This window comes from Pantoea sp. At-9b (genome assembly GCF_000175935.2).
GTDB lineage: Bacteria > Pseudomonadota > Gammaproteobacteria > Enterobacterales > Enterobacteriaceae > Pantoea.
The window spans coordinates 2,988,394-3,010,388 of the sequence record NC_014837.1; the positions used below are offsets into that span (position 1 = coordinate 2,988,394).

At 54.3% G+C, this 21,995-nt stretch carries 20 protein-coding genes; 5 read left to right on the top strand and 15 right to left on the bottom strand.

The genetic code is table 11. The features are described from left to right. Positions 1-21: 21 nt before the first annotated feature. The 12 genes from nuoL to lrhA all read right to left on the bottom strand — a co-directional run bounded on the left by nuoL (position 22) and on the right by lrhA (position 13,567). Positions 22-1,857 (bottom strand): NADH-quinone oxidoreductase subunit L, encoded by a 1,836-nt coding sequence (gene nuoL, locus PAT9B_RS13705; protein WP_013509876.1) that lies wholly within the window; start codon positions 1,855-1,857, stop codon positions 22-24. Further along, positions 1,854-2,156 carry an NADH-quinone oxidoreductase subunit NuoK gene (gene nuoK, locus PAT9B_RS13710; protein WP_013509877.1) on the bottom strand — a complete coding sequence of 101 codons (303 nt, stop codon included), beginning with the start codon at positions 2,154-2,156 and terminating at the stop codon, positions 1,854-1,856. Before nuoK ends, nuoL begins: the two co-directional genes overlap by 4 nt. After that, positions 2,153-2,704: an NADH-quinone oxidoreductase subunit J gene (gene nuoJ, locus PAT9B_RS13715; RefSeq protein ID WP_013509878.1), complete on the bottom strand. Its 552-nt coding sequence runs from the start codon at positions 2,702-2,704 to the stop codon at positions 2,153-2,155. The genes nuoK and nuoJ overlap by 4 nt, the downstream gene beginning before the upstream one ends. A gap of 10 nt (positions 2,705-2,714) precedes the next feature. Then, entirely contained in the window at positions 2,715-3,257 is a 543-nt protein-coding gene (gene nuoI, locus PAT9B_RS13720; RefSeq protein ID WP_013509879.1) for an NADH-quinone oxidoreductase subunit NuoI, read from the bottom strand. An 11-nt stretch (positions 3,258-3,268) separates the two neighbouring features. Beyond that, complete coding sequence (gene nuoH / locus PAT9B_RS13725) at positions 3,269-4,243, bottom strand: NADH-quinone oxidoreductase subunit NuoH (RefSeq protein ID WP_013509880.1); 975 nt, start codon at positions 4,241-4,243, stop codon at positions 3,269-3,271. Next, on the bottom strand, positions 4,240-6,963 hold the full coding sequence (gene nuoG, locus PAT9B_RS13730; protein ID WP_013509881.1) for an NADH-quinone oxidoreductase subunit NuoG: 2,724 nt from the start codon (positions 6,961-6,963) through the stop codon (positions 4,240-4,242). Before nuoG ends, nuoH begins: the two co-directional genes overlap by 4 nt. Positions 6,964-7,069: 106 nt before the next feature. Beyond that, positions 7,070-8,410, bottom strand: coding sequence for an NADH-quinone oxidoreductase subunit NuoF (nuoF, locus tag PAT9B_RS13735; RefSeq protein ID WP_190274665.1), 1,341 nt, complete (start codon positions 8,408-8,410; stop codon positions 7,070-7,072). A gap of 2 nt (positions 8,411-8,412) precedes the next feature. Further along, positions 8,413-8,928 carry an NADH-quinone oxidoreductase subunit NuoE gene (gene nuoE / locus PAT9B_RS13740; protein ID WP_013509883.1) on the bottom strand — a complete coding sequence of 172 codons (516 nt, stop codon included), beginning with the start codon at positions 8,926-8,928 and terminating at the stop codon, positions 8,413-8,415. A gap of 2 nt (positions 8,929-8,930) precedes the next feature. Then, entirely contained in the window at positions 8,931-10,730 is a 1,800-nt protein-coding gene (gene nuoC, locus PAT9B_RS13745; protein WP_013509884.1) for an NADH-quinone oxidoreductase subunit C/D, read from the bottom strand. Between the two features lie 116 nt (positions 10,731-10,846). Next, complete coding sequence (locus PAT9B_RS13750; protein ID WP_013509885.1) at positions 10,847-11,524, bottom strand: NADH-quinone oxidoreductase subunit B family protein; 678 nt, start codon at positions 11,522-11,524, stop codon at positions 10,847-10,849. A gap of 15 nt (positions 11,525-11,539) precedes the next feature. Continuing rightward, complete coding sequence (locus PAT9B_RS13755; RefSeq protein WP_013509886.1) at positions 11,540-11,983, bottom strand: NADH-quinone oxidoreductase subunit A; 444 nt, start codon at positions 11,981-11,983, stop codon at positions 11,540-11,542. A 660-nt stretch (positions 11,984-12,643) separates the two neighbouring features. Further along, complete coding sequence (gene lrhA / locus PAT9B_RS13760) at positions 12,644-13,567, bottom strand: transcriptional regulator LrhA (protein WP_007889314.1); 924 nt, start codon at positions 13,565-13,567, stop codon at positions 12,644-12,646. A gap of 113 nt (positions 13,568-13,680) precedes the next feature. Between lrhA and PAT9B_RS30950 the strand changes: the two genes are divergently transcribed. From PAT9B_RS30950 to yfbR, 3 genes are all read left to right on the top strand, one after another. Beyond that, positions 13,681-13,851, top strand: a complete 171-nt coding sequence (locus PAT9B_RS30950; RefSeq protein WP_013509887.1) for a hypothetical protein — start codon at positions 13,681-13,683, stop codon at positions 13,849-13,851. A gap of 686 nt (positions 13,852-14,537) precedes the next feature. After that, complete coding sequence (locus PAT9B_RS13765; RefSeq protein ID WP_013509888.1) at positions 14,538-15,755, top strand: pyridoxal phosphate-dependent aminotransferase; 1,218 nt, start codon at positions 14,538-14,540, stop codon at positions 15,753-15,755. Positions 15,756-15,824: 69 nt separating this feature from the next. Further along, positions 15,825-16,424, top strand: a complete 600-nt coding sequence (gene yfbR, locus PAT9B_RS13770; RefSeq protein WP_013509889.1) for a 5'-deoxynucleotidase — start codon at positions 15,825-15,827, stop codon at positions 16,422-16,424. 36 nt (positions 16,425-16,460) lie between these two features. On the opposite strand, the gene PAT9B_RS13775 is transcribed toward yfbR, so the two are convergent. The 3 genes from PAT9B_RS13775 to yfbV all read right to left on the bottom strand — a co-directional run bounded on the left by PAT9B_RS13775 (position 16,461) and on the right by yfbV (position 18,233). Next, positions 16,461-17,120, bottom strand: a complete 660-nt coding sequence (locus PAT9B_RS13775) for a sugar phosphatase (protein WP_013509890.1) — start codon at positions 17,118-17,120, stop codon at positions 16,461-16,463. A gap of 14 nt (positions 17,121-17,134) precedes the next feature. Continuing rightward, positions 17,135-17,629 (bottom strand): YfbU family protein, encoded by a 495-nt coding sequence (locus PAT9B_RS13780; protein ID WP_013509891.1) that lies wholly within the window; start codon positions 17,627-17,629, stop codon positions 17,135-17,137. Positions 17,630-17,780: 151 nt separating this feature from the next. Continuing rightward, complete coding sequence (yfbV, locus tag PAT9B_RS13785; protein WP_013509892.1) at positions 17,781-18,233, bottom strand: terminus macrodomain insulation protein YfbV; 453 nt, start codon at positions 18,231-18,233, stop codon at positions 17,781-17,783. Positions 18,234-18,571: 338 nt separating this feature from the next. Here yfbV and ackA point away from each other — a divergent pair, with 338 nt between their 5' ends. Next, positions 18,572-19,774 carry an acetate kinase gene (gene ackA, locus PAT9B_RS13790; protein ID WP_013509893.1) on the top strand — a complete coding sequence of 401 codons (1,203 nt, stop codon included), beginning with the start codon at positions 18,572-18,574 and terminating at the stop codon, positions 19,772-19,774. A gap of 69 nt (positions 19,775-19,843) precedes the next feature. Next, positions 19,844-21,988 (top strand): phosphate acetyltransferase, encoded by a 2,145-nt coding sequence (gene pta / locus PAT9B_RS13795; RefSeq protein WP_013509894.1) that lies wholly within the window; start codon positions 19,844-19,846, stop codon positions 21,986-21,988. Positions 21,989-21,995: the final 7 nt, after the last annotated feature.

The window sequence follows — 21,995 nt, forward strand, 5'->3', positions numbered from 1 at the left end:
ACCACCCCGCTCATCAATCTTTTAGATCACCAGCAACAGTGCCAGCACTACCACGGCACCGACGCTCATCGACGCCACATACCAGCGTAGATAACCGTTTTCGCTGACCACCAGACCTTTGTTGCCAATACGCGAAATCAGGGCTGGCAAGTTCATCAGCGAGTTGAGTGGATCACGATGCAGCAGCCACGCAATGCCGAGGAAAGGTTTTACGAACACTTTGTCGTATAACCAATCGAAGCCCCAGGCGGCAAACCACCAGGTACCAAAGAAGCGGCCCGGCGCACTGTTCGCCACGCTGGTGACCAACTGACGTTTGCCCAGCCACAATGCGGCGGCAATCAGAATCCCGACGATGGCAACCACGCCAGAGGTGATTTCCAGTGCCACTTTGCCGCCTTCGCCAAACTCGTTCTGCGGCAGAACACCCGCCAGCGGTGGCGTAATCAGCGCACCAATGAAGGTGGACAGCACCAGCAGCACAATCAGCGGCAGATGATGAGTAATGCCTTTACCGGCATGCGCATGGATTTTCTCTTCGCCATGGAACACGATGAAAATCATACGGAAAGTATAGATAGAGGTCAGGAACGCCCCCACCAGACCCGCGACCATCAGATTGATGTGACCATTCGCCAGCGCACCAAACAGGATCTCATCTTTACTGTAGAAACCTGCGGTAATCAGCGGCAGCGCAGCCAGCGCGGCACCACCGACCAGGAAGCAGGTGTACACCAGCGGGATGCTCTTACGCAGGCCGCCCATCTTGAAGATGTTCTGTTCATGATGGCAGGCCAGAATCACCGAACCGGAGGACAGGAACAGCAGCGCTTTAAAGAACGCGTGGGTCATCAGGTGGAAAATCGCCGCATCCCATGCCTGTACGCCAAGCGCCAGGAACATGTAACCGATCTGACTCATGGTGGAGTAGGCCAGCACACGTTTGATATCGGTCTGCACCAGCGCGGCAAAACCCGCCAGCACCAGGGTGATAGCCCCCACAATACCCACCAGATGCAGCACGTCCGGCGTCAACAGGAACAGGCCATGGGTACGGGCAATCAGATAGACACCTGCCGTTACCATCGTGGCGGCGTGGATCAATGCAGAGACCGGCGTCGGACCGGCCATCGCATCTGCCAGCCACGTCTGCAACGGCAACTGTGCCGATTTACCGACCGCACCGCCCAGCAGCAGCAAGGTTGCCCATTGCAGCATGTGGTTGTCGGCGGCGAAATGTGCCGGAGCCAGTTCCATCAGTTCACGGAAGTTCAGCGTGCCCAGTTCGTTGTAGAGAATGAACAACGCCAGCGCGAGGAACACATCACCCACACGGGTAATGATAAAGGCTTTCATCGCCGCTTTGCCGTTTTCCGGGTTGCTGTAGTAGAAACCGATCAGCAAGTAGGAGCACAGACCCACCCCTTCCCAGCCGAGGTACATCAGCATCAGGTTATCGGCCAGCACCAGAACCACCATGCTGGCGATAAACAGGTTGGTGTAGGCGAAGAAGCGTGAGTAGCCCTCTTCACCCCGCATGTACCAGGAGGCGAACATGTGGATAAAGAAACCTACACCGGTGACCACCGACAGCATGGTCAGCGACAGGCCATCCAGCACCAGATTGACTTTGATGTCAAAGTGACCAACCTGCATCCAGGTCCAGAGCGCCTGGGTGAAAGGTTGCTGTCCCTGACTGAAGAAATCCATGCCGACAAAAATCGTGGTCAGGGCAGCCAGACCAACTGACCCCATCCCGATAGCGGCAGACAGGTTCTCCGACCAGCGACCACGGGAAAACGCCAACAGCAGGAAGCCAATCAGCGGAAATAAAACAGTTAAGTAGAGAAGGTTCATCCGCGCATCTCGCTCACAGTGTCAATGTTCAGCGTCTGACGACGACGATAGAGCTGGAGCAACAGCGCCAGACCGATACTGGCTTCCGCCGCCGCGAGGCTGATGGCCAGGATGTACATGACCTGACCGTCGGCTTGTCCCCAGTAGCTGCCCGCGACCACCAGTGCCAGTGCAGCGGCGTTGATCATGATCTCCAGACCAATCAACATAAACAGCAGGTTACGGCGCAGCACCAGTGAGGTCAGGCCGAGAACAAACAGCACAGCAGCCAGAATCAGGCCGTGTTGTAACGGGATCATGCGTGCTCCTCCTTATTCCCTTGCGCCTCTGCCGGGCGATTGCTTAACACCTCGCCCTGACGCTCTTCACGTCCAATATGGAAGGCAACAACCAGACCGGCCAGCAGCAGCATCGATGCCAGCTCCACCGCCAGTACGTAAGGACCAAACAGGCTGATACCCACCGCTTTGGCATCGATGACCGTGCCATCAATCCCCTGATCGTGCGCGGTGCTGATGGCATAAATCATCACCACCAACAGCAGCAGGGAAACGATGCCAGGACCAATCCACAGCGACGGCTTCAGCCATTCACGCTCCTGATCCTGTTGAGATTTGCCGAGGTTCAGCATCATCACCACGAACACGAACAACACCATAATCGCGCCAGCATAGACGATGATTTCCAGCGCACCGGCAAAGTAAGCGCCCATGGAGAAGAAGACGCCAGCAATCGACAGCAGCGAAACAATCAGATACAGCAGCGCATGTACCGGATTGGTATGGGTGATAACGCGAAGCGTCGTCAACACCGCCACCAGACCGCAAAGATAAAACGCAAATTCCATAGCTGGCTCCTTAAGGTAACAAGCCTTTGACGTCGATCGGTTTGGCTTCGTTTTCTGCGTCGCCCTTCCCTTTGCCGTCAATTGCCATACCCGCCATGCGGTAGAAGTTGTACTCCGGATATTTACCCGGACCGGAGATCAACAGATCCTGTTTCTCGTACACCAGATCCTGACGCTTAAACTCACCCAGTTCGAAATCCGGGGTCAGCTGGATAGCGGTGGTCGGACAGGCTTCTTCGCACAGACCACAGAAAATGCAGCGTGAAAAGTTGATGCGGAAGAATTCCGGATACCAGCGGCCATCCTGCATTTCCGCTTTTTGCAGCGAAATACAGCCGACCGGACAGGCGACCGCGCACAGGTTACAGGCCACACAGCGTTCTTCGCCGTCCGGGTCGCGCGTCAGTACAATACGACCACGGTAGCGCGGCGGCAGGTACACCGGCTCTTCCGGGTACATCTGGGTTTCGCGTTTGGCGAAGGCATGCATGCCTATCATCCAGATACTGCGCACTGTCGTGCCGAAGCCAACGACAATATCTTTTAAAGTCATCTCAAAACCCCTTACTGCGCAGACAGAATCACTGCGGCGGTCGCCAGCAGGTTCAACAGCGTCAACGGCAGACACACTTTCCAGCCGAACGACAGCACCTGGTCATAGCGTGGACGCGGCAGCGCAGCACGAATCAGAATAAACATCATCATGAAGAACGCGGTCTTAATGGCGAACCAGATGAACGGCGGCAGGAACGGCCCCTGCCAGCCACCGAAGAACAGCGTCACAATCAGCGCTGAAACGGTGGTGATCGCCACGTATTCACCCACGAAAAACAGACCGAACTTCATCCCGGCATATTCGATGTGGTAACCATCGGCCAGTTCCTGTTCCGCTTCCGGCTGGTCAAACGGGTGACGGTGACACACCGCAACGCCAGCGATACAGAAGGTCAGGAAGCCAAAGAATTGCGGAATGATGTTCCACAGGTGAGCCTGGCTTTCGACGATGGCGTTCAGATTGAACGAACCGGCCTGAGCCACCACGCCCATCAGCGACAGACCGAGGAACACTTCATAGCTCAGGGTCTGCGCGGAAGCACGCATTGCGCCCAGCAGCGAGTATTTGTTGTTACTCGACCAACCCGCGAACAGCACTGCATACACCGCCAGACCGGCCATCATCAGGAAGAACAACAGACCGATGTTCAGGTCGGTCACCATCCAGGTCGGCGATACCGGCACAATGGCAAACGCCAGCAGCAGCGAAACAAACGCAATCACCGGTGCCAGGGTAAAGATAAAACGGTCGGTAAAGGGCGGAACCCAGTCCTCTTTAAAGAACATTTTCAGCATGTCCGCTGCTAATTGCAGCGAGCCGCCCCAACCTACACGGTTCGGTCCGTAACGGTTCTGCCAGAGGCCGAGCAGACGACGCTCGGCAAAACTCATGAAGGCACCACAAGCCACCACCACCAACAAGATGACGATGGCTTTGACGATGCTAATCAGGATGTCAATAACGTCCGGTGTCAGCCAGCTCATTGCGCCGCCTCCTGCAATTTGTCAATTTGCGCACCGGAGAGGAACGGCGGTACGCCCGGCATACCCAGCGGCAGACCAACCTGCCCGGCCTGCAACGCGCTGGAGAAGCGCACTGGCAGGCGCAGCGTTTCACCGGCACACACCAGCTCCACCGCAGCACCATTGTTGACGCCCAGTTTTTCCGCATCGGCCGGGTTAATCACCAGGGTGGCCGGGGCCATACGTTTCTGGAATACCGGAGAACGCTGGGTCATCTCCTCGCTACCAAACAGCTGATAGTAAGGCGCGACACGCCACTGGCTGCCACCGACAAAGCTGTCCGGAATCGCGCTGAACCACGGCAGTACGCTGTCCGCAGCGTCAAACAGGCGCACGCCCGGATCACCATTGCGCAGCTTGCCACCCACTTCGGCCTGGAATTTGTTCCACGCCTGCGGGGAGTTCCAGCCCGGTGCCCAGGCGAACGGGATCTGCGAACGCGCAGCGCCCGGCTGGTTGTTCCCTTCCATTGAGAAGGCGAACATCGTGTCTTTATCCTGCGGCTGGCGTGGTTCGTGCACGCTGATGTTGGCACGCGCAGCAGTACGACCACTGTAGCGATGCGGTGAACGCGCCAGTTTTTGTCCGCGAATACGGAAGCTGGCATCCGGTGCCGCGTCCTTGATACCTTTCAGTTGCGGTAGAGCAGCCACCGCCGCATCAATCACATGGTCGAGCAGCGTCCAGTCAATCTGACGGCTTTCAACCGTGCTGTGCAGCGAGTGCAGCCAACGCCAGCTCTCCAGCATCACCACGCTGTTGTCATAGTAAGCCGGATCGAAAACCTGGAAGAAGCGCTGGGCGCGGCCTTCGTGGTTGATCGAGGTGCCATCACTTTCCGCGAAGCTGGCGGTTGAGAACACCAGGTTGGCTTTTTCCAGTGTCGTAGTGCGTTGATGATCAACCACAATCACGTTGTCAGCCTTCGCCAGCGCCGCATCCACCGTCGCTTTCGGCGCGTGACGGTAAAGATCGTTTTCCAGCACCACCAGCGTATCGGCTTCACCGTTGCTCAGTTGGGCCAGCGCGCTATCCAGCGATGCGCCACCCATCAGGCCGAGGCCGATGCTGTTAGCGGCTGACGCCAGCAGCGTGATACCGACATCCGCACCGCGTGCTTTCAGGGCTTTAGCCACGTTGGCGGCCGCTTCAATCATCGCGGTGCTGCCAGAGTGAGTACCGGAGATGATCAGCGGCTTTTTCGCCCCTGCCAGCGCCTGCACCACGACATCCAGCTTGCCGTCGAGAGACTTATCAAAGTTGTTCACGGCTGGCGCAGAGTCGTCCAGCGCGTGGGCGATCGCAAAGCCCAGACGCGCCTGATCTTCCACCGGAGCGCGGTAGCTCCATGCCGCGATATCATCCAGACGGGTTTCATCGACGTTAGTCACGAACAACGGGTGTTTCGCGTGCTGACCAATGTTCAGGATCGCCGCAATCTGCCAGTCGGCCACCTTCTGCGCCGCTGCCATTTCGCGTGCTTTACCTTTCACCGCCTGACGCACCGAAAGTGCGACACGGGCACCGACCTGAGTCAGGTCTTCACCCAGCACCAGCACCGCATCGTAGCTTTCAATCTCGCGCAGTGACGGGGTATAGATGCCACCTTCACGCAGCACTTTCAGCATCAGTTCAAGGCGCGCCTGCTCACCTGCCGGCATCCCGGTGGAGAAGTTTTCTGCGCCCACCAGTTCACGCAGCGCAAAGTTGCTTTCAATGCTGGCGCGCGGGGAACCGATACCGATAACTTTTTTCGCCTGACGCAACACATCTGCCGCCGCGTTCACGGCCTGTTCAGCATTCAGCGTGACCCAGTCATTACCGCGCAGTTGCACCGGATGACGTGGGCGATCTTTCAGGTTGACGTAACCATAACCAAAGCGACCACGGTCACACAGGAAGTAGTGGTTTACCGTGCCGTTATAGCGGTTTTCGATACGACGCAGCTCACCATAGCGCTCGCCCGGGCTGGTGTTACAACCCACGCTGCACTGCTGGCAAATGCTCGGCGCAAACTGCATATCCCACTTACGGTTGTAGCGTTCGGAGTGGGTTTTGTCGGTGAACACCCCGGTCGGACAGATTTCAACCAGGTTGCCGGAGAATTCGCTCTCCAGCGTGCCGTCTTCCGGACGACCGAAGTAGACGTTATCATGCGCACCGTAGACACCCAGGTCTTTGCCGTCGGCATAATCTTTGTAATAACGCACGCAGCGATAACAGGCGATACAGCGGTTCATTTCATGGGAAATGAACGGACCGAGATCCTGATTCTGATGGGTACGTTTGGTGAAGCGATAGCGACGGAAGCTGTGGCCCGTCATCACCGTCATATCTTGCAGGTGGCAGTTACCGCCCTCTTCGCACACCGGACAGTCATGCGGATGGTTGGTCATCAGCCATTCCACTACGCTTTCACGAAACTCTTTCGCTTCGCCATCGTCGATGGAGATAAAGGTGCCGTCCGACGCCGGCGTCATGCAGGACATGACGAGGCGACCGCGGGTATCTTCGGCATTCTGGAATTGCTTTACCGCACATTGGCGGCAGGCACCCACGCTTCCCAGCGCCGGATGCCAGCAAAAATAAGGAATATCAAGGCCCAGGGAGAGACAAGCCTGTAGCAGGTTGTCCGCCCCGTTCACATCATACTCTTTACCGTCTACATGGATTGTAGCCATAGTGAATATGCTTCCGTAAGGCCCGTCCGGGGACGAGCGTTAAACATCTCTTTCTTTCCCCTGCCGCGATGCTCTCGCCACAGGGTAATCCGTGTACGGCGGCTGATTACCAGCGCGCTTTCAGCAGGTTAGGCTGAATACCGCCAATAGCGCGGGTATTGCCAAACACCTGCGGCGCAATGCCGGCTTCAAACTCTTCACGGAAATATTTAATCGCGCTTTGCAGCGGCTCGACGGCACCCGGCGCGTGCGCACAGAAGGTTTTACCTGGGCCAAGCTGACGGCAAAGTTGTTGCAGGGTTTCGATATCCCCCGGCTGACCTTGCTTTTGCTCCAGCGCGCGCAGGATTTTCACGCTCCACGGCAGACCATCACGGCACGGCGTACACCAGCCGCAGGATTCGCGGGCAAAGAATTCTTCCAGGTTGCGCACCAGCGAGACCATGCTGATCTCGTGATCCACGGCCATCGCCAGCGCGGTTCCCAGACGGCTACCGGCTTTACCAATGCTGGCAAATTCCATCGGCAGGTCGAGATGCTGGTCAGTCAGGAAGTCAGTGCCCGCACCGCCCGGTTGCCAGGCTTTGAACTTCAGGCCATCGCGCATACCACCGGCATAATCCTCAAGGATTTCACGTGCGGTAGTCCCGAACGGCAGCTCCCAGACACCCGGATTTTTCACGCGACCCGAGAAGCCCATCATTTTGGTGCCGGTGTCTTCACTTTTTGAGATGTTCTTGTACCACTCCACCCCATTAAGGAAGATGGCCGGCACGTTCGACAGCGTCTCAACGTTGTTAACACAGGTCGGTTTGCCCCAGACGCCAGCACTGGCCGGGAACGGTGGCTTGGAACGCGGGTTAGCGCGACGCCCTTCCAGTGAGTTGATTAACGCCGTCTCTTCACCACAAATGTAGCGACCCGCTCCGGTATGCACGAATAACTCGAAATCAAAACCGGTGCCGAGTATGTTTTTACCGATAAAGCCCGCTTCGGTGGCTTCGGCAATGGCTTTACGCAGGTTGGCCGCTGCTTCGATATATTCACCGCGCAGGAAGATGTAGCCACGGTACGCTTTCAGGGCAAACGCACTGATCAGCATGCCTTCCACCAGTTGGTGCGGCATTTGTTCCATCAGCAGGCGGTCTTTATAAGTGCCCGGTTCCATTTCATCGGCGTTACACAGCAGGTAACGGATGTTCATGGATTCATCTTTCGGCATCAGGCTCCATTTCAGGCCGGTGTTAAAGCCTGCACCACCGCGACCTTTCAGACCGGAGTCTTTCACGGTGGCGACGATTTCATCCTGGCTCATGCCTTTCAGTGCTTTCTCGGCACCGACGTAACCGTTTTTGCTGCGATATTCATCAATCCACACCGGCTGTTTGTCATCGCGCAGACGCCAGGTCAGGGGATGCGTTTCCGCAGTACGAATGATCTGTTTGATGGTCATTGATACTGCTCCAGTAAAGTGGCGATACCTTCCGGCGTCAGATGCACGTGAGTGTCTTCATCCACCATCATGGTCGGGCCTTTATCGCAGTTACCCAGACAACAGGTCGGCAGCAGCGTAAAGCGGCCGTCTGGCGTAGTCTGGCCCGGTTTGATGTGCAGGTTTTGTTCTAAAGCGGCCTGAATGCCCTGATAACCGGTGATATGGCACACCACGCTGTCGCAGTAGCGGATCACATGGCGGCCAACCGGCTGGCGATAAATCTGGCTATAGAACGTCGCAACCCCTTCCACGTCACTGGCCGGAATACCGAGTACCTCAGCGATGGCGTTAATCGCGCCATCGGGCACCCAGCCACGCTGTTTCTGCACGATCTTCAGGGCTTCAATCGAAGCCGCGCGCGCATCTTCGTAATGGTGTTTTTCGTGCTCAATCGCGTGGTGTTCTGCCTCGCTCAGCACAAAGACCTCATTAGGGTCGATCGTTTGGATGGCAATTTTTTGATCGTGCATAATTAGCGGTCCACGTCTGACATAACAAAATCGATACTACCGAGGTAAACGATCAGGTCGGATACCAGGCTGCCACGGATCACCGACGGGATCTGTTGCAGATGCGGGAAGCTCGGCGTGCGCACGCGGGTGCGGTAGCTCATGGTGCTGCCGTCGCTGGTCAGGTAGTAACTGTTGATCCCTTTGGTTGCCTCAATCATCTGGAAGGATTCGTTGGCCGGCATCACCGGACCCCAGGAAACCTGCAGGAAGTGGGTAATCAGGGTTTCGATATGCTGTAGCGTGCGCTCTTTCGGCGGCGGCGTGGTCAGCGGGTGATCCGCTTTGAACGGACCTTCCGGCATGTTTTTCAGGCACTGCTCCAGAATACGCAGCGACTGCCACATCTCTTCCATTTTCAGCATCACGCGGGTGTAGGCATCGCTGATGCCCGCACCGACCGGAATCTCAAAATCGAAATGCTCGTAACCTGAATAGGGACGCCATTTACGCACGTCAAAATCAAGACCAGTGGCACGCAGACCCGCACCGGTGGTGCCCCAGGCCAGTGCTTCGTCCATGTTGTACGCCGCAACGCCCTGTGAACGGCCCATCAACACGCGGTTGCGCAGCGCCGCTTTGTCATACTCTTTCAGACGTTTTGGCATCCAGTCGAGGAAGTCACGCAGCAGACGTTCCCAACCTTTCGGCAGATCATGTGCCACACCGCCAATACGGAACCATGCCGGGTGCATACGGAAACCGGTGATAGCTTCCACCACGTCATAGATTTTCTGACGGTCAGTAAAGGCAAAGAACACCGGCGTCATCGCGCCGACGTCCTGAATAAAGGTAGAGATATACAGCAGGTGGCTGTTGATGCGGAACAGCTCTGACAGCATCACGCGAATCACATTGACGCGATCCGGCACGGTGATACCGGCCAGTTTTTCGACTGCCAGTACATACGGCATCTCGTTGACGCAACCGCCGAGATACTCGATACGGTCGGTGTACGGGATGTAGCTGTGCCAGGACTGACGCTCGCCCATCTTCTCGGCACCACGGTGGTGGTAACCGACATCCGGGACGCAATCGACAATCTCTTCGCCATCCAGTTGCAGAATGATACGGAACGCACCGTGCGCAGACGGGTGGTTCGGACCGAGGTTGAGGAACATAAAGTCCTCATTGGCGGTGCTGCGCTTCATGCCCCAATCTTCCGGCTTGAAGGTCAGCGACTCCATCTCAAGGTCTTCTTTTTGCTTGGTCAGCGTGAAGGGATCGAATTCGGTGGCGCGCGCCGGATAGTCCTTGCGCAGCGGATGCCCTTCCCACGTCTGCGGCATCATGATGCGCGTCAGATGCGGGTGACCATCAAAGGTCATACCAAACATCTCCCAGGTTTCGCGCTCATACCAGTTGGCATTCGGGAAAATCTTGGTGATGGTTGGCAGATGCATATCATTTTCAGACAACGCGACCTTGAGCATGATGTCGCGATTGCGTTCAATGGATAGCAGATGATAGAAAACGGAAAAATCCGCGGCAGGTAACCCGGCGCGGTTGGTACGTAAACGCTCATCCATGCCATGCAAATCATAAAGCATGACGTAAGGCTTCGGCAGCTTACGCAGGAATTCAATCACTTCCAGTATTTGTTCGCGTTTCACCCAAACCACCGGGATGCCGGTGCGGGTGGCCTGAACAGTAAAGGCGTCCGGCCCAAAACGGTTACGCAGCTCGCCGATCACCGGGTCGTCCAGGTGATCCCGGGTTTGCCATGCAGGCTGAGCGAGATCTTGCGTGGTTAAATCTGTCATACGTTACTCACCATTCCGGCCTGTAATCAGGCACTCAAAAGAAGGCGTCAGGATGGCGGCTCACATTAAATTGTGGTGTTCTGCTGCGGCCGTGGCTCCATCCGTGTACGGGTAGCTTACACTTCGTCGGGTGTTCTCAGGTTGGTGACGGCAATGCGTTCACCGCGTTTTCTTTCGCGTTCCGACTGCATATTGGCGCGATACACACCCTGATCACCCACCACCCACGAGAGCGGACGACGCTCTTTACCGATGGACTCGCGTAACAGCAGCAGTGCCTGCATATAAGCTTCCGGGCGCGGCGGGCAGCCTGGGATATACACATCCACCGGCAGGAATTTATCTACGCCCTGCACCACGGAGTAGATGTCATACATACCGCCAGAGTTGGCACAGGCACCCATCGAGATGACCCACTTCGGTTCCAGCATCTGGTCATACAGACGCTGAATCACCGGTGCCATTTTGGTAAAGGGCGTACCGGCAATCACCATGAAGTCAGCCTGACGCGGGGAGGCACGCATAACTTCCGCACCAAAACGCGCCACGTCATGCACCGCAGTGAATGACGTGGTCATCTCCACGTAGCAACAGGAAAGGCCGAAGTTGTACGGCCAGAGAGAGTTTTTACGCCCCCAGTTCACCATGTCGTGCAGGGCATGCTCAAGTTTGCCCATGTAGACGCTGCGGTGAACATGCTGCTCCAGAGGATCGGCGACAATCTCCTGTTTTTGCAGCGGATAGCGATCGTTATCGCCCCCGTTTGGGTCTACGCGTGTCAGCGTGTAGTCCATCTTTTTGCCTCGCTTTTACTGCTTATGAGGGTTGGTGTGGCTGTGACTGATCGGGACCGATTTGACGACAACGCGACGACGCGCAGGCGCCCAATCCAGCGCACCGATGCGAACCAGGTAAACCAGGCCTGCCAGCAGCACCAAAATGAAAATTGCGGCTTCGACAAAGCCGACCCAACCGCTTTCGCGAATGGAGGTCGACCATGCGTATAAAAAGAGGGCTTCGACGTCGAAAATTACGAAGAACATCGCAACCAAATAGAATTTTGCGGAGAGGCGAATATGGGTGTCACCGACCGAGTCAATGCCCGACTCAAATGGGGTGTTTTTGTAGCGCGCTTTGGCGCGTCCACCTAACAACCAGCCACCGGTCAACATGAAAGCACAGAGACCGAACGCGATAACGATAAATACAATAAATGCCCAGTGATGAGCGATCACTTCAGTGGTTGTCGACATACTCTTTGCTTACTCATCAAAAGTGGCGCTGGCATCCTGCACTGTCGCAGCAAACACACCACATCGATTCAAGGGAAGGATAAAAAACCTTATAAACTTTGCTGTCATTATCAATTAAGCAGCAATTTTATGGGGTTTTTTACTCCTTTCTATAACCTTTTGTCAACTTTGACAAAAGTATCCAAACATTATTTTACATCCGCAGCATATTATTAACATACAAGGTCCATAGCGCCAGCTAAATCGCTTCAGTTTGTGAGGTTAATTTTAGTGTAGCGGGTATTCACATGCATGGATCGTGCATTTAACAATCATATTTTGACAGGTATTAACCGGATTTCCTTGTCCTTTTCAGGGCTATTTTTTTGATCCAGAACACATAACAGTGCTTTTTGCTGTAAAAAACGGCAAAAGAGCCAGGCAAGCGCCCAGAAGAAGATGGCACGAAATGATAAAATCATTCCACTTCGATTAAAAATGGAACGCATTTCATTTATTCGGAAGGCAGGGAATGATTTGGTGCTAATTTCGCCTGATTAACACCAGAAAAACTGCATAAAAAAAGCCTTAACCGATAAAAACCAGGCTAAGGCTTATTTATGTGAGTTTTAACAATTGGCCGATGTTCTATTTGAGAACGATTATCGACTCAAAATGTGATTACTCTTCGTCATCCAGCAGCAGCGTACCGTCCGGGTTCGCGCTCAGGTTGTACGGATCGTTAGTTGACTGCATGGCATTAAAAATCGCCAGCGCCAGCTCGTTATCGCTGTCCGGGTTACGGCACAGCAGATATTGGGTATCCGGCAGCACCGGTAAACCTTCCGCGGCACCCATCACGCGCAGCTCAGGACTCATCATCTCGACCGGACGTGCGGTGACGCCAAGCCCGGCTTTTACCGCCGCACGCACCGCCGCCAATGTGGAAGCAACATAAGAGATGCGCCACGGAATGCCGGCTTCGTTCAGATGGTCGATCGCCATGTCGCGATACGGGCTGGGTTCATCCAGCAGCACCAGTGGAATCGCTTCACCGCGCTGGAAGATGTAGTCAGCCGCGCAGTACCACAAGGTCGGCGACGTGCGCAGCACCTGATGAGTGAAGTTACCCGGACTGGAGGTGGTCACCACCAAATCCACTTCGCCCTGGTTCAGCATTTCCATCATAAATGGATTACGCTTTACACGGACATCAATCGCCAGTTTCGGATAGACCGACGTCACGCGATTGAGCAGGAATGGCAGGATGGTGTCAGATGTGTCATCAGAAGCGCCAATGGTCAGCACGCCCTGAATATTGCTGTACATCAGAGAGGTACAAGCTTCGTCGTTAAAACGAAGGATCTTTCTGGCGTAGCCCAGCAGTTGGATGCCATGCTCCGTCAGCAATTTATTACGTCCATGTCTGGCAAACAGCTCTTTACCTACCAATTGTTCCAGACGCTGCATCTGCTGGCTTACTGCTGATTGCGTTCTGCACACGGCTGCAGCCGCAGCTGCAAAGGTGTTCAGGTCAGCAACGGCGACGAAAGTTCTCAGCAGATCGAGGTCGAGATTCAGTATCGGACGATTTGCATTAGTCATGTTTTTTCTTCACTTATAAGATTTTTTACAAACTACTACCCTGGTGTATTACCTTGCTTATCATTGGGATAAGAGATAATGGTGCTTAATGACAGTCCTGTGTGGAGACTGTCATGAAAAAACTGTATCAGGCGGATTCCAACGATTACGTCACTCTGAAGACAGAGCAGCGGCGTCACAAAGACAGAACAACTTCTCGGGCCGAAAGCGTAAATCGCGCAAATGCAGGAAGCTGTGTAGTTGCCTGGTTCTCCGCCCAAAAAACCCGCGGATCAAAAAAATGATAACTGCATGTTATGCTGATGCGAAGAGGTAAACTGCATCAAATAATAAATTATACTTAATCATTTTTGCACCAGAAAGGGAAATGTTTTTATCACAAACCTTGTAATTTTTGACCAAAACCCCTTTCCAGCACATCCTGCCACAACACTGCTCATTTTTTAAGCCCCCCAGGTTCCTAAACTTCTCAGGGAAAGCTTAAGTTTCAGCACAAATGCTCTTTATAGCTGGTTGACCCGGGCCGTCTTAACCCGGTACATCCCTGATTTAACCGATTGAAACCCGATGAGAATGAAGCGCATTTTCTAACGCCAGCGGAGGATGTACCTGGAATGATGACTTATTCGGCTTCTGACAAATATTCTTTAACTATTTCATTACGTCGCTAATGATTTGCAACCGCAGTTGTGAATAAAAATTTTTAAAAACACACCATTATTGTCTGGATAAAGGAGTTTACAGATCACCTCACCTCACTCAGCATTAAATTTCAACATTCTTTACTTTACTGGACAATTAAACCACTTTAATTAGTCTAAGATATCTTTTCACCCAGCACTAGCTTAAAAAATTGCCAAACACGCCAAAACCTGTGGTGACCCTTCTTTTGTTACGGGGAGAGGAGTAAATTGGGCGGGTTTGTTTTTTGTGGCAGGTTAAAAGGACTCTGCCCGTTAAGGCGGTAGCGATGAATTTTCAAATTGATAAATCCGGAAAGCTCGATAATGTCTGTTATGACATCCGTGGACCGGTACTGAAAGAGGCGAAACGTCTCGAAGAAGAAGGCAACAAAGTTCTCAAACTCAATATTGGCAACCCTGCCCCGTTTGGTTTTGAAGCCCCCGATGAAATCCTGGTTGATGTCATCCGCAACCTGCCCAGCGCGCAGGGGTATTGTGACTCCAAAGGTCTCTACTCCGCACGCAAAGCGATCATGCAGCATTATCAGGCGCGCGAAATGCGCGATATGACCGTTGAAGACATCTATATTGGTAACGGCGTATCCGAACTGATCGTGCAAGCCATGCAGGCCTTGCTGAACAGCGGCGATGAGATGTTGGTCCCCGCGCCTGATTACCCGTTATGGACTGCCGCCGTTTCGCTTTCCAGCGGTAAAGCCGTTCATTATCTGTGTGATGAATCCTCGGACTGGTTCCCGGACCTTGATGATATCCGTAGTAAAATCACGCCACGCACGCGCGGTATCGTGATCATCAACCCGAACAACCCGACCGGTGCGGTATACAGCAAAGAACTGCTGTTGGAAATTGTCGAGATTGCGCGTCAGCATAACTTGATCATCTTCGCCGATGAGATCTACGACAAAATCCTGTATGACGAAGCCCAGCATCACTCGATTGCGGCGCTGGCACCGGATCTGTTGACTGTCACCTTTAACGGCCTGTCCAAAACCTATCGCGTTGCCGGATTCCGTCAGGGCTGGATGGTGCTGAACGGCCCGAAAAAGCACGCTAAAGGTTATATTGAAGGTCTGGAAATGCTGGCCTCAATGCGTCTGTGTGCCAACGTACCGGCACAACACGCCATCCAGACAGCGTTGGGCGGCTATCAGAGCATCAGCGAATTTATCGCACCCGGTGGGCGGTTATATGAGCAGCGCCAGCGCGCATGGGAATTGATCAATGATATTCCTGGTGTCAGCTGTGTGAAACCACAGGGTGCGCTGTATATGTTCCCGCGTATCGATGCGAAGAAATTCAACCTGTTCGACGACCAGAAAATGGTGCTCGATTTCCTGTTACAGGAAAAAGTACTGCTGGTTCAGGGCACCGCGTTCAACTGGCCGTGGCCGGATCATGTGCGTATTGTGACCCTGCCGCGCGTCGACGATCTGGAAATGGCTATCAGTAAGTTTGGTCGTTTCCTGCAAGGGTATCGTCAGTAGCCGCAGACGCGTATAGTTGTGGTATTTCGGGGAGAGTCCTCTCTCCCCGTTATACGACAGGAACTGCTCATGACCCGAAGCCATTTTTTCGCCCATCTCTCCCGTCTCAAACTGATCAACCGCTGGCCGCTGATGCGCAACGTGCGCACTGAAAACGTCTCTGAACACAGTCTTCAGGTGGCGATGGTGGCCCATGCGCTGGCGATCATTAAGAACAAAAAATTTAACGGTAATTTGAACGCGGAGCGCATCGCCATGCTGGCGCTTTATCATGATGCCAGTGAAGTGCTGACCGGTGATCTACCGACCCCGGTGAAGTACTACAACGCGCAAATCGCCCACGAATACAAGAAAATAGAGAAGATCGCGCAGCATAAATTGATTGAAATGTTGCCGCCTGAATTGCAGGACGCCTACCGCCCGCTGCTGGATGAACATCTGCACAGCGAAGCCGAGCAGGCAGTGGTGAAACAAGCCGATGCCCTGTGCGCCTACGTGAAGTGTCTTGAAGAGCTGTCAGCCGGAAACAATGAGTTCCTGCTGGCGAAAGCGCGTCTGGAGAAAACGCTGGCGCAACGTCGTTCGCCGGAAATGGATTACTTCGTCGAGGTGTTTATTCCCAGCTTTAGCCTGTCACTCGACGAGATTTCGCAGGATACGCCACTGTAAAACCGATCCGTAGCGGCGCACCGCTACGGATGATGATTATGCGTTCAGCGACAGGGTAAAACCGCCCTGCCCGTCACCGGTCACCACCAGCGCTTCCAGCGTGGTCAGCGCAAAGGTCACATCGCTAAGACGTGGTGTATCGGCTGGCGCATTCACGGCGATCACCGCGCTGCCCGCATTCAGCCCCGCCAGCACCCCTGCTGGAGCATCTTCCACCACCACGCATTCGCGCGCGGTCAGCCCCAGCTTCTCGGCTCCGAGCAGATAAGCATCCGGTTCTGGCTTACCGCGTTTGACATTCTCAGCGGTGATAAACACCGCCGGTGCCGGCAGACCCGCTGCTTTGTGACGCGCATGGGCAACCGGAATCGAACCCGAAGTCACAATCGCCCATGGAATTTGCAATTCGTTCAGGGTTGCCAGCAGTGCCTGCGCACCGGGTAAGGCATGTACACCGTCCGTATCCGACGCCTCAATATTCTCCAGGCGTAAAAACTCCGCCTGAATCGCTTCCTCACTCTGCCCTGCCATAAAATGGCGTAGCGACATGATCGCCTGTTTGCCATGGATGAAGCTCAGGATTTCATGGGCTGAAAAACCATGACGTGCGCCCCACTGCGTCCACGCGCGTTCTACAGCAGGCAGTGAATCCACCAGCGTGCCATCCAAATCAAACAGAAAACCTCTGTACGTCACTCGCTACTCCTTCTTCAGGCATTGAGAATTTGCGCGATTTCGTTCGCGCTTAAATGGTACTGACGCGGACAAGTGTGCCACAGCGCCAGCATTCTTTGATATTTTTCCCACATTGGCGTTTGGGCATTAAACCCATGAGTACCAGAATCGAACTGAGTGTAGCGCCCCTCAGTGTTGACCATAAAGCGTACATACCCGAGGTAACGCGCTTCCGTCGCGGCATCAAAGCCGAGAAACGCCAGACGACGCTCTTCAATCTGCGAACGCTCTTTCAGATTGGACCAGGAAACATGCAGTGCGTGATGCATCTCCATGATATCGATCAGGGTGCGGCAGGTCGCTTCATTCAGCTCACCAAACTCTTTGTCGAGTTCGCGCAGTTGCAAGCCATAGCCGCGTTCGATGATGGTCTGATAACGGCGGTAGCGTTCGGCATTATCCGGCTCCAGCATCGCCATCATTTTGTATTGATTCGACAGGATGAGCCGCTGTGCGTGGGTCATTTCCATGATGTTCTCCAGGGTCGTTGCGACCGTTTAAAATTTAAACCAATGGAGAAATGATTGCACAACAGCAGTGATGCGGGTATGTCCGCACCACTTTTCTTTGATTTGACCCCAGATAAGCAGCGAATTCTGTCGCGGCGAAAGTCTCTGGTGATCAAAGATCGTCGAGAAAGGTTCGATCGAGTTGCTTAAAGGCACGCTTCAGTACGTCAGCCAGCGCCTGATAGGTCGGTTTTCCTTCCACCGGGGCAATCGCCTGTCCGGCCTCTTCCAGTTTGGCCCGTACTTCGTGGAACCATTGCAGTAAGGTTGGCGGCAGCGGCGTCACCGAGCGTTTACCCAGCCACCACAGGCCCTGCATCGGCAGGCTACAGGCGAACAACGCCGTCGCCACAGCCGGTCCCAGTTGTCCACCCATCGCGATTTGCCAGGTCAGGGTAAAAATGGCCAACGGCGGCATAAAACGTATAGAAAAACGCGTTGCCGTCGCCACCCGATTTTCAGGAAAAACGGGTGCCAGGCGTTTGTCCGCTGGCCAGGTCTTCATGTAGTGCTGTCCGCGCTGAAATAAGCCGAACCAGCCAGGATTGTCAGTGTCATTCGCCATGATAGACCTCAACTATTCTTACAACATTTAAAATAAACTGATAACTACACAACTTTACGTGACATCCTTCAAAAGTTTTTGTCTTTAAGGGTGACACTGAGTATTCTGACGCCGTTTTAGCAACATTACCGGAAGCTTCTGCTCAATTAAAGAACAGTTTAGAGCCATGTTTCGCTAAGCGGATTTCAAAAATTCGCGTAAAATTACCAAAATTTTTTGCGGAACGGTCTCTTTTTGACTACCGCATGATGTTAATCATTAATTTACCAGCTTTCATGGACTACGCTGTTAGTCTGATCGCGTTATTTTTCGCCACTATTTAACCAATAGGTACTTCCATGTCGACGAAGTTAGTTCTGGTTCTGAACTGCGGCAGCTCCTCACTCAAGTTTGCCATCCTCAACCCCGCCAGCGGCGACGAATATCTCTCCGGTCTGGCTGAATGCTTCCATCTGCCCGAAGCACGCATCAAATGGAAACTGGAAGGTAGCAAACAGGAAGCCCCTCTGGGTGCGGGTGCCGCGCATAGCGAAGCCCTCAACTTCATTGTTAAAACTATTCTGGCACAAAAACCAGAGCTGTCGGCACAAATCGCTGCAATCGGTCATCGCATCGTGCACGGTGGTGAACAGCTGACCCATTCTGTCGTGATTGATGAGTCCGTTATCCAGGGTATCAAAGACGCGTCTTCCTTTGCTCCGCTGCACAATCCGGCCCACCTGATCGGTATCGATGAAGCGATGAAAAACTTCCCGCATCTGTCAGACAAGAATGTGGCGGTTTTTGATACAGCTTTCCATCAGACAATGCCTGAAGAATCTTATCTCTATGCACTGCCGTACAAACTGTACAAAGAGCACGGCGTGCGTCGTTATGGCGCGCATGGCACCAGTCACTATTATGTGACCCAGGAAGCGGCCAAAATGCTGGGCAAACCGGTTGAAGAACTGAACGTGATCACCTGCCACCTCGGCAATGGCGGTTCCGTTTCAGCAATCCGCAACGGCGTGTGCGTTGACACCTCAATGGGTCTGACACCGCTGGAAGGTCTGGTGATGGGTACCCGCAGCGGTGACATCGATCCGGCAATCGTGTTCTTCCTGCACGATACCCTCGGCATGAGCGTCGATGCCATCAACAAACTGTTGACCAAAGAGTCTGGCCTGCTGGGTCTGACTGAAGTGACCAGCGACTGCCGTTACGTGGAAGATAACTACACCACTAAAGAAGATGCCAAACGCGCCATGGACGTATTCTGTCATCGTCTGGCGAAGTATATCGGTGGCTACACCTCCCTGATGGAAGGCCGTCTGGATGCGGTCGTGTTCACCGGTGGTATCGGTGAAAATGCCGCGATGGTACGTGAACTGTCGTTGCAGAAACTGGGCTTGATCGGCTTCGAAGTGGACCACGAACGTAACCTGGCCGCGCGTTTCGGCAAGTCTGGCTTCATTAACAAAGAAGGGACTCGCCCGGCCCTGGTGATCCCGACCAACGAAGAGTGGGTCATCGCCCAAGACGCTGCGCGTCTTACCGCATAAATGCTTCTCTCCGTCAGCTCAGGCTGACGGAGTTGTTTTGAGCCATTGCAATACCAGAGAGGATATAACGTGTCTCGTACAATTATGCTCATTCCAACCGGCACCAGCGTCGGCCTGACCAGCGTCAGCCTTGGCGTAATCCGTGCAATGGAACGCAAAGGCGTGCGCCTGAGCGTATTCAAGCCAATCGCCCAGCCGCGCGCTGGCGGCGATACGCCGGACCAGACCACCACTATCATCCGTAAGAACTCCGCGATCCCAGCCGCCGAACCGCTGCTGATGTCACGCGTTGAGTCGCTGCTGGGTTCCAACCAGCAGGACGTGCTGATGGAAGAGATCATCGCCCGCTACCACGAAAACACCAAAGACGCCGAAGTGGTGCTGGTTGAAGGTCTGGTGCCAACGCGCAAGCATCAATTTGCTTCTGCGCTCAACTATGAAATCGCTAAAACCCTGAATGCGGAAATCGTATTCGTGACCGCACTGGGCAACGATTCACCGGCCCAATTGAAAGAGCGTATCGAACTGACGCAAAGCAGCTTTGGCGGCAGCAAGAACAAAAACATCACCGGCGTGATCATCAATAAATTGAATGCCCCGGTGGATGAACAAGGCCGTACCCGTCCGGACCTGTCAGAGATCTTTGACGACTCTTCCAAAGCCAGCATCGCCAACATCGATCCGAAGCAGCTGTTTGCCGACAGCCCGCTGCCGGTACTGGGTTGTGTGCCGTGGAGTTTTGACCTGATTGCCACCCGTGCGATTGATATGTCTCGCCACCTGAACGCTGACATCATCAATGAAGGTGATATCCATACCCGTCGGGTGAAATCCGTCACCTTCTGCGCCCGTAGCATTCCGCATATGCTGGAACATTTCCGTCCGGGTTCCCTGCTGGTGACCTCAGCAGACCGCCCTGACGTACTGGTCGCAGCTTGTCTGGCCGCGATGAATGGCGTGGAGATTGGTGCCATTCTGCTGACCGGTGGCTATCAGATCGATGAACGGATTGGTCGTCTGTGCGAACGCGCCTTCCAGACTGGCCTGCCGGTATTTATGGTGAAAACCAACACCTGGCAAACCTCGCTGAGCCTGCAAAGCTTCAACCTTGAAGTTCCGGCTGACGATACACAGCGCATCGAGAAAGTGCAGGAATACGTTGCCAGCTACATTAACAACGACTGGATCGAATCACTCACGGCAACCTCAGAGCGCAGCCGTCGCCTGTCGCCGCCAGCCTTCCGTTACCAACTGACCGAGCTGGCACGCAAAGCGGGCAAACGCATCGTACTGCCGGAAGGCGACGAGCCACGTACCGTGAAAGCGGCTGCCATCTGCGCTGAACGTGGTATCGCCACCTGTGTGCTGTTGGGTAACCCGGACGAGATCCAACGCGTTGCCGCCGCTCAGGGTGTTGAACTGGGCAAAGGTATCGAGATTGTTGATCCGGAAGTAGTACGTGAGAACTACGTGCCGCGCTTGGTTGAACTGCGTAAGAGCAAAGGCATGACCGAAGTGGTCGCGCAGGAACAGCTGGAAGACAACGTGGTGCTCGGCACCATGATGCTGGAAAGCGGCGAAGTCGACGGCCTGGTCTCCGGTGCGGTGCACACCACGGCCAACACCATCCGTCCACCGTTGCAGCTGATCAAAACCGCGCCGAACAGCTCACTGGTTTCTTCGGTGTTCTTTATGCTGCTGCCGGAGCAGGTGCTGGTATATGGCGACTGCGCCATCAACCCAGACCCGAACCCGGAACAGCTGGCTGAAATCGCAATTCAATCCGCCGATTCTGCCAAAGCCTTCGGTATCGATCCGCGCGTGGCGATGATCTCCTACTCCACCGGTAACTCTGGTGCCGGTAGCGATGTTGAGAAAGTACGTGAAGCAACGCGTATCGCACAGGAAAAACGTCCGGATCTGGTGATCGACGGTCCGTTGCAGTATGACGCCGCCATTATGGAAGACGTGGCGAAATCCAAAGCCCCGAACTCGCAGGTTGCGGGTCGTGCAACGGTGTTCATCTTCCCGGATCTGAACACCGGTAACACCACCTACAAAGCGGTACAGCGTTCCGCTGACCTGATTTCTATCGGGCCGATGTTGCAGGGGATGCGCAAGCCGGTAAACGACCTGTCACGCGGTGCACTGGTGGATGATATCGTCTACACCATCGCGCTGACGGCGATTCAGTCACAGCAGGCTGAAGGCTAAGACCTTG

Excerpts from the sequence above, each read along its gene's own strand:
- PAT9B_RS30950 (WP_013509887.1), top strand. The coding sequence starts at position 13,681 with ATGAAAAAACTGTATCAGGCGGATTCCAACGATTACGTCACTCTGAAG.
- nuoC (WP_013509884.1), bottom strand. The coding sequence starts at position 10,730 with ATGACAGATTTAACCACGCAAGATCTCGCTCAGCCTGCATGGCAAACC.
- nuoH (WP_013509880.1), bottom strand. The coding sequence starts at position 4,243 with ATGAGCTGGCTGACACCGGACGTTATTGACATCCTGATTAGCATCGTC.
- nuoE (WP_013509883.1), bottom strand. The coding sequence starts at position 8,928 with ATGCACGATCAAAAAATTGCCATCCAAACGATCGACCCTAATGAGGTC.
- nuoI (WP_013509879.1), bottom strand. The coding sequence starts at position 3,257 with ATGACTTTAAAAGATATTGTCGTTGGCTTCGGCACGACAGTGCGCAGT.
- nuoG (WP_013509881.1), bottom strand. The coding sequence starts at position 6,963 with ATGGCTACAATCCATGTAGACGGTAAAGAGTATGATGTGAACGGGGCG.
- PAT9B_RS13765 (WP_013509888.1), top strand. The coding sequence starts at position 14,538 with ATGAATTTTCAAATTGATAAATCCGGAAAGCTCGATAATGTCTGTTAT.
- nuoJ (WP_013509878.1), bottom strand. The coding sequence starts at position 2,704 with ATGGAATTTGCGTTTTATCTTTGCGGTCTGGTGGCGGTGTTGACGACG.
- yfbV (WP_013509892.1), bottom strand. The coding sequence starts at position 18,233 with ATGGCGAATGACACTGACAATCCTGGCTGGTTCGGCTTATTTCAGCGC.
- yfbR (WP_013509889.1), top strand. The coding sequence starts at position 15,825 with ATGACCCGAAGCCATTTTTTCGCCCATCTCTCCCGTCTCAAACTGATC.
- PAT9B_RS13780 (WP_013509891.1), bottom strand. The coding sequence starts at position 17,629 with ATGGAAATGACCCACGCACAGCGGCTCATCCTGTCGAATCAATACAAA.
- PAT9B_RS13750 (WP_013509885.1), bottom strand. The coding sequence starts at position 11,524 with ATGGACTACACGCTGACACGCGTAGACCCAAACGGGGGCGATAACGAT.
- nuoL (WP_013509876.1), bottom strand. The coding sequence starts at position 1,857 with ATGAACCTTCTCTACTTAACTGTTTTATTTCCGCTGATTGGCTTCCTG.
- ackA (WP_013509893.1), top strand. The coding sequence starts at position 18,572 with ATGTCGACGAAGTTAGTTCTGGTTCTGAACTGCGGCAGCTCCTCACTC.
- nuoK (WP_013509877.1), bottom strand. The coding sequence starts at position 2,156 with ATGATCCCGTTACAACACGGCCTGATTCTGGCTGCTGTGCTGTTTGTT.
- PAT9B_RS13755 (WP_013509886.1), bottom strand. The coding sequence starts at position 11,983 with ATGTCGACAACCACTGAAGTGATCGCTCATCACTGGGCATTTATTGTA.
- lrhA (WP_007889314.1), bottom strand. The coding sequence starts at position 13,567 with ATGACTAATGCAAATCGTCCGATACTGAATCTCGACCTCGATCTGCTG.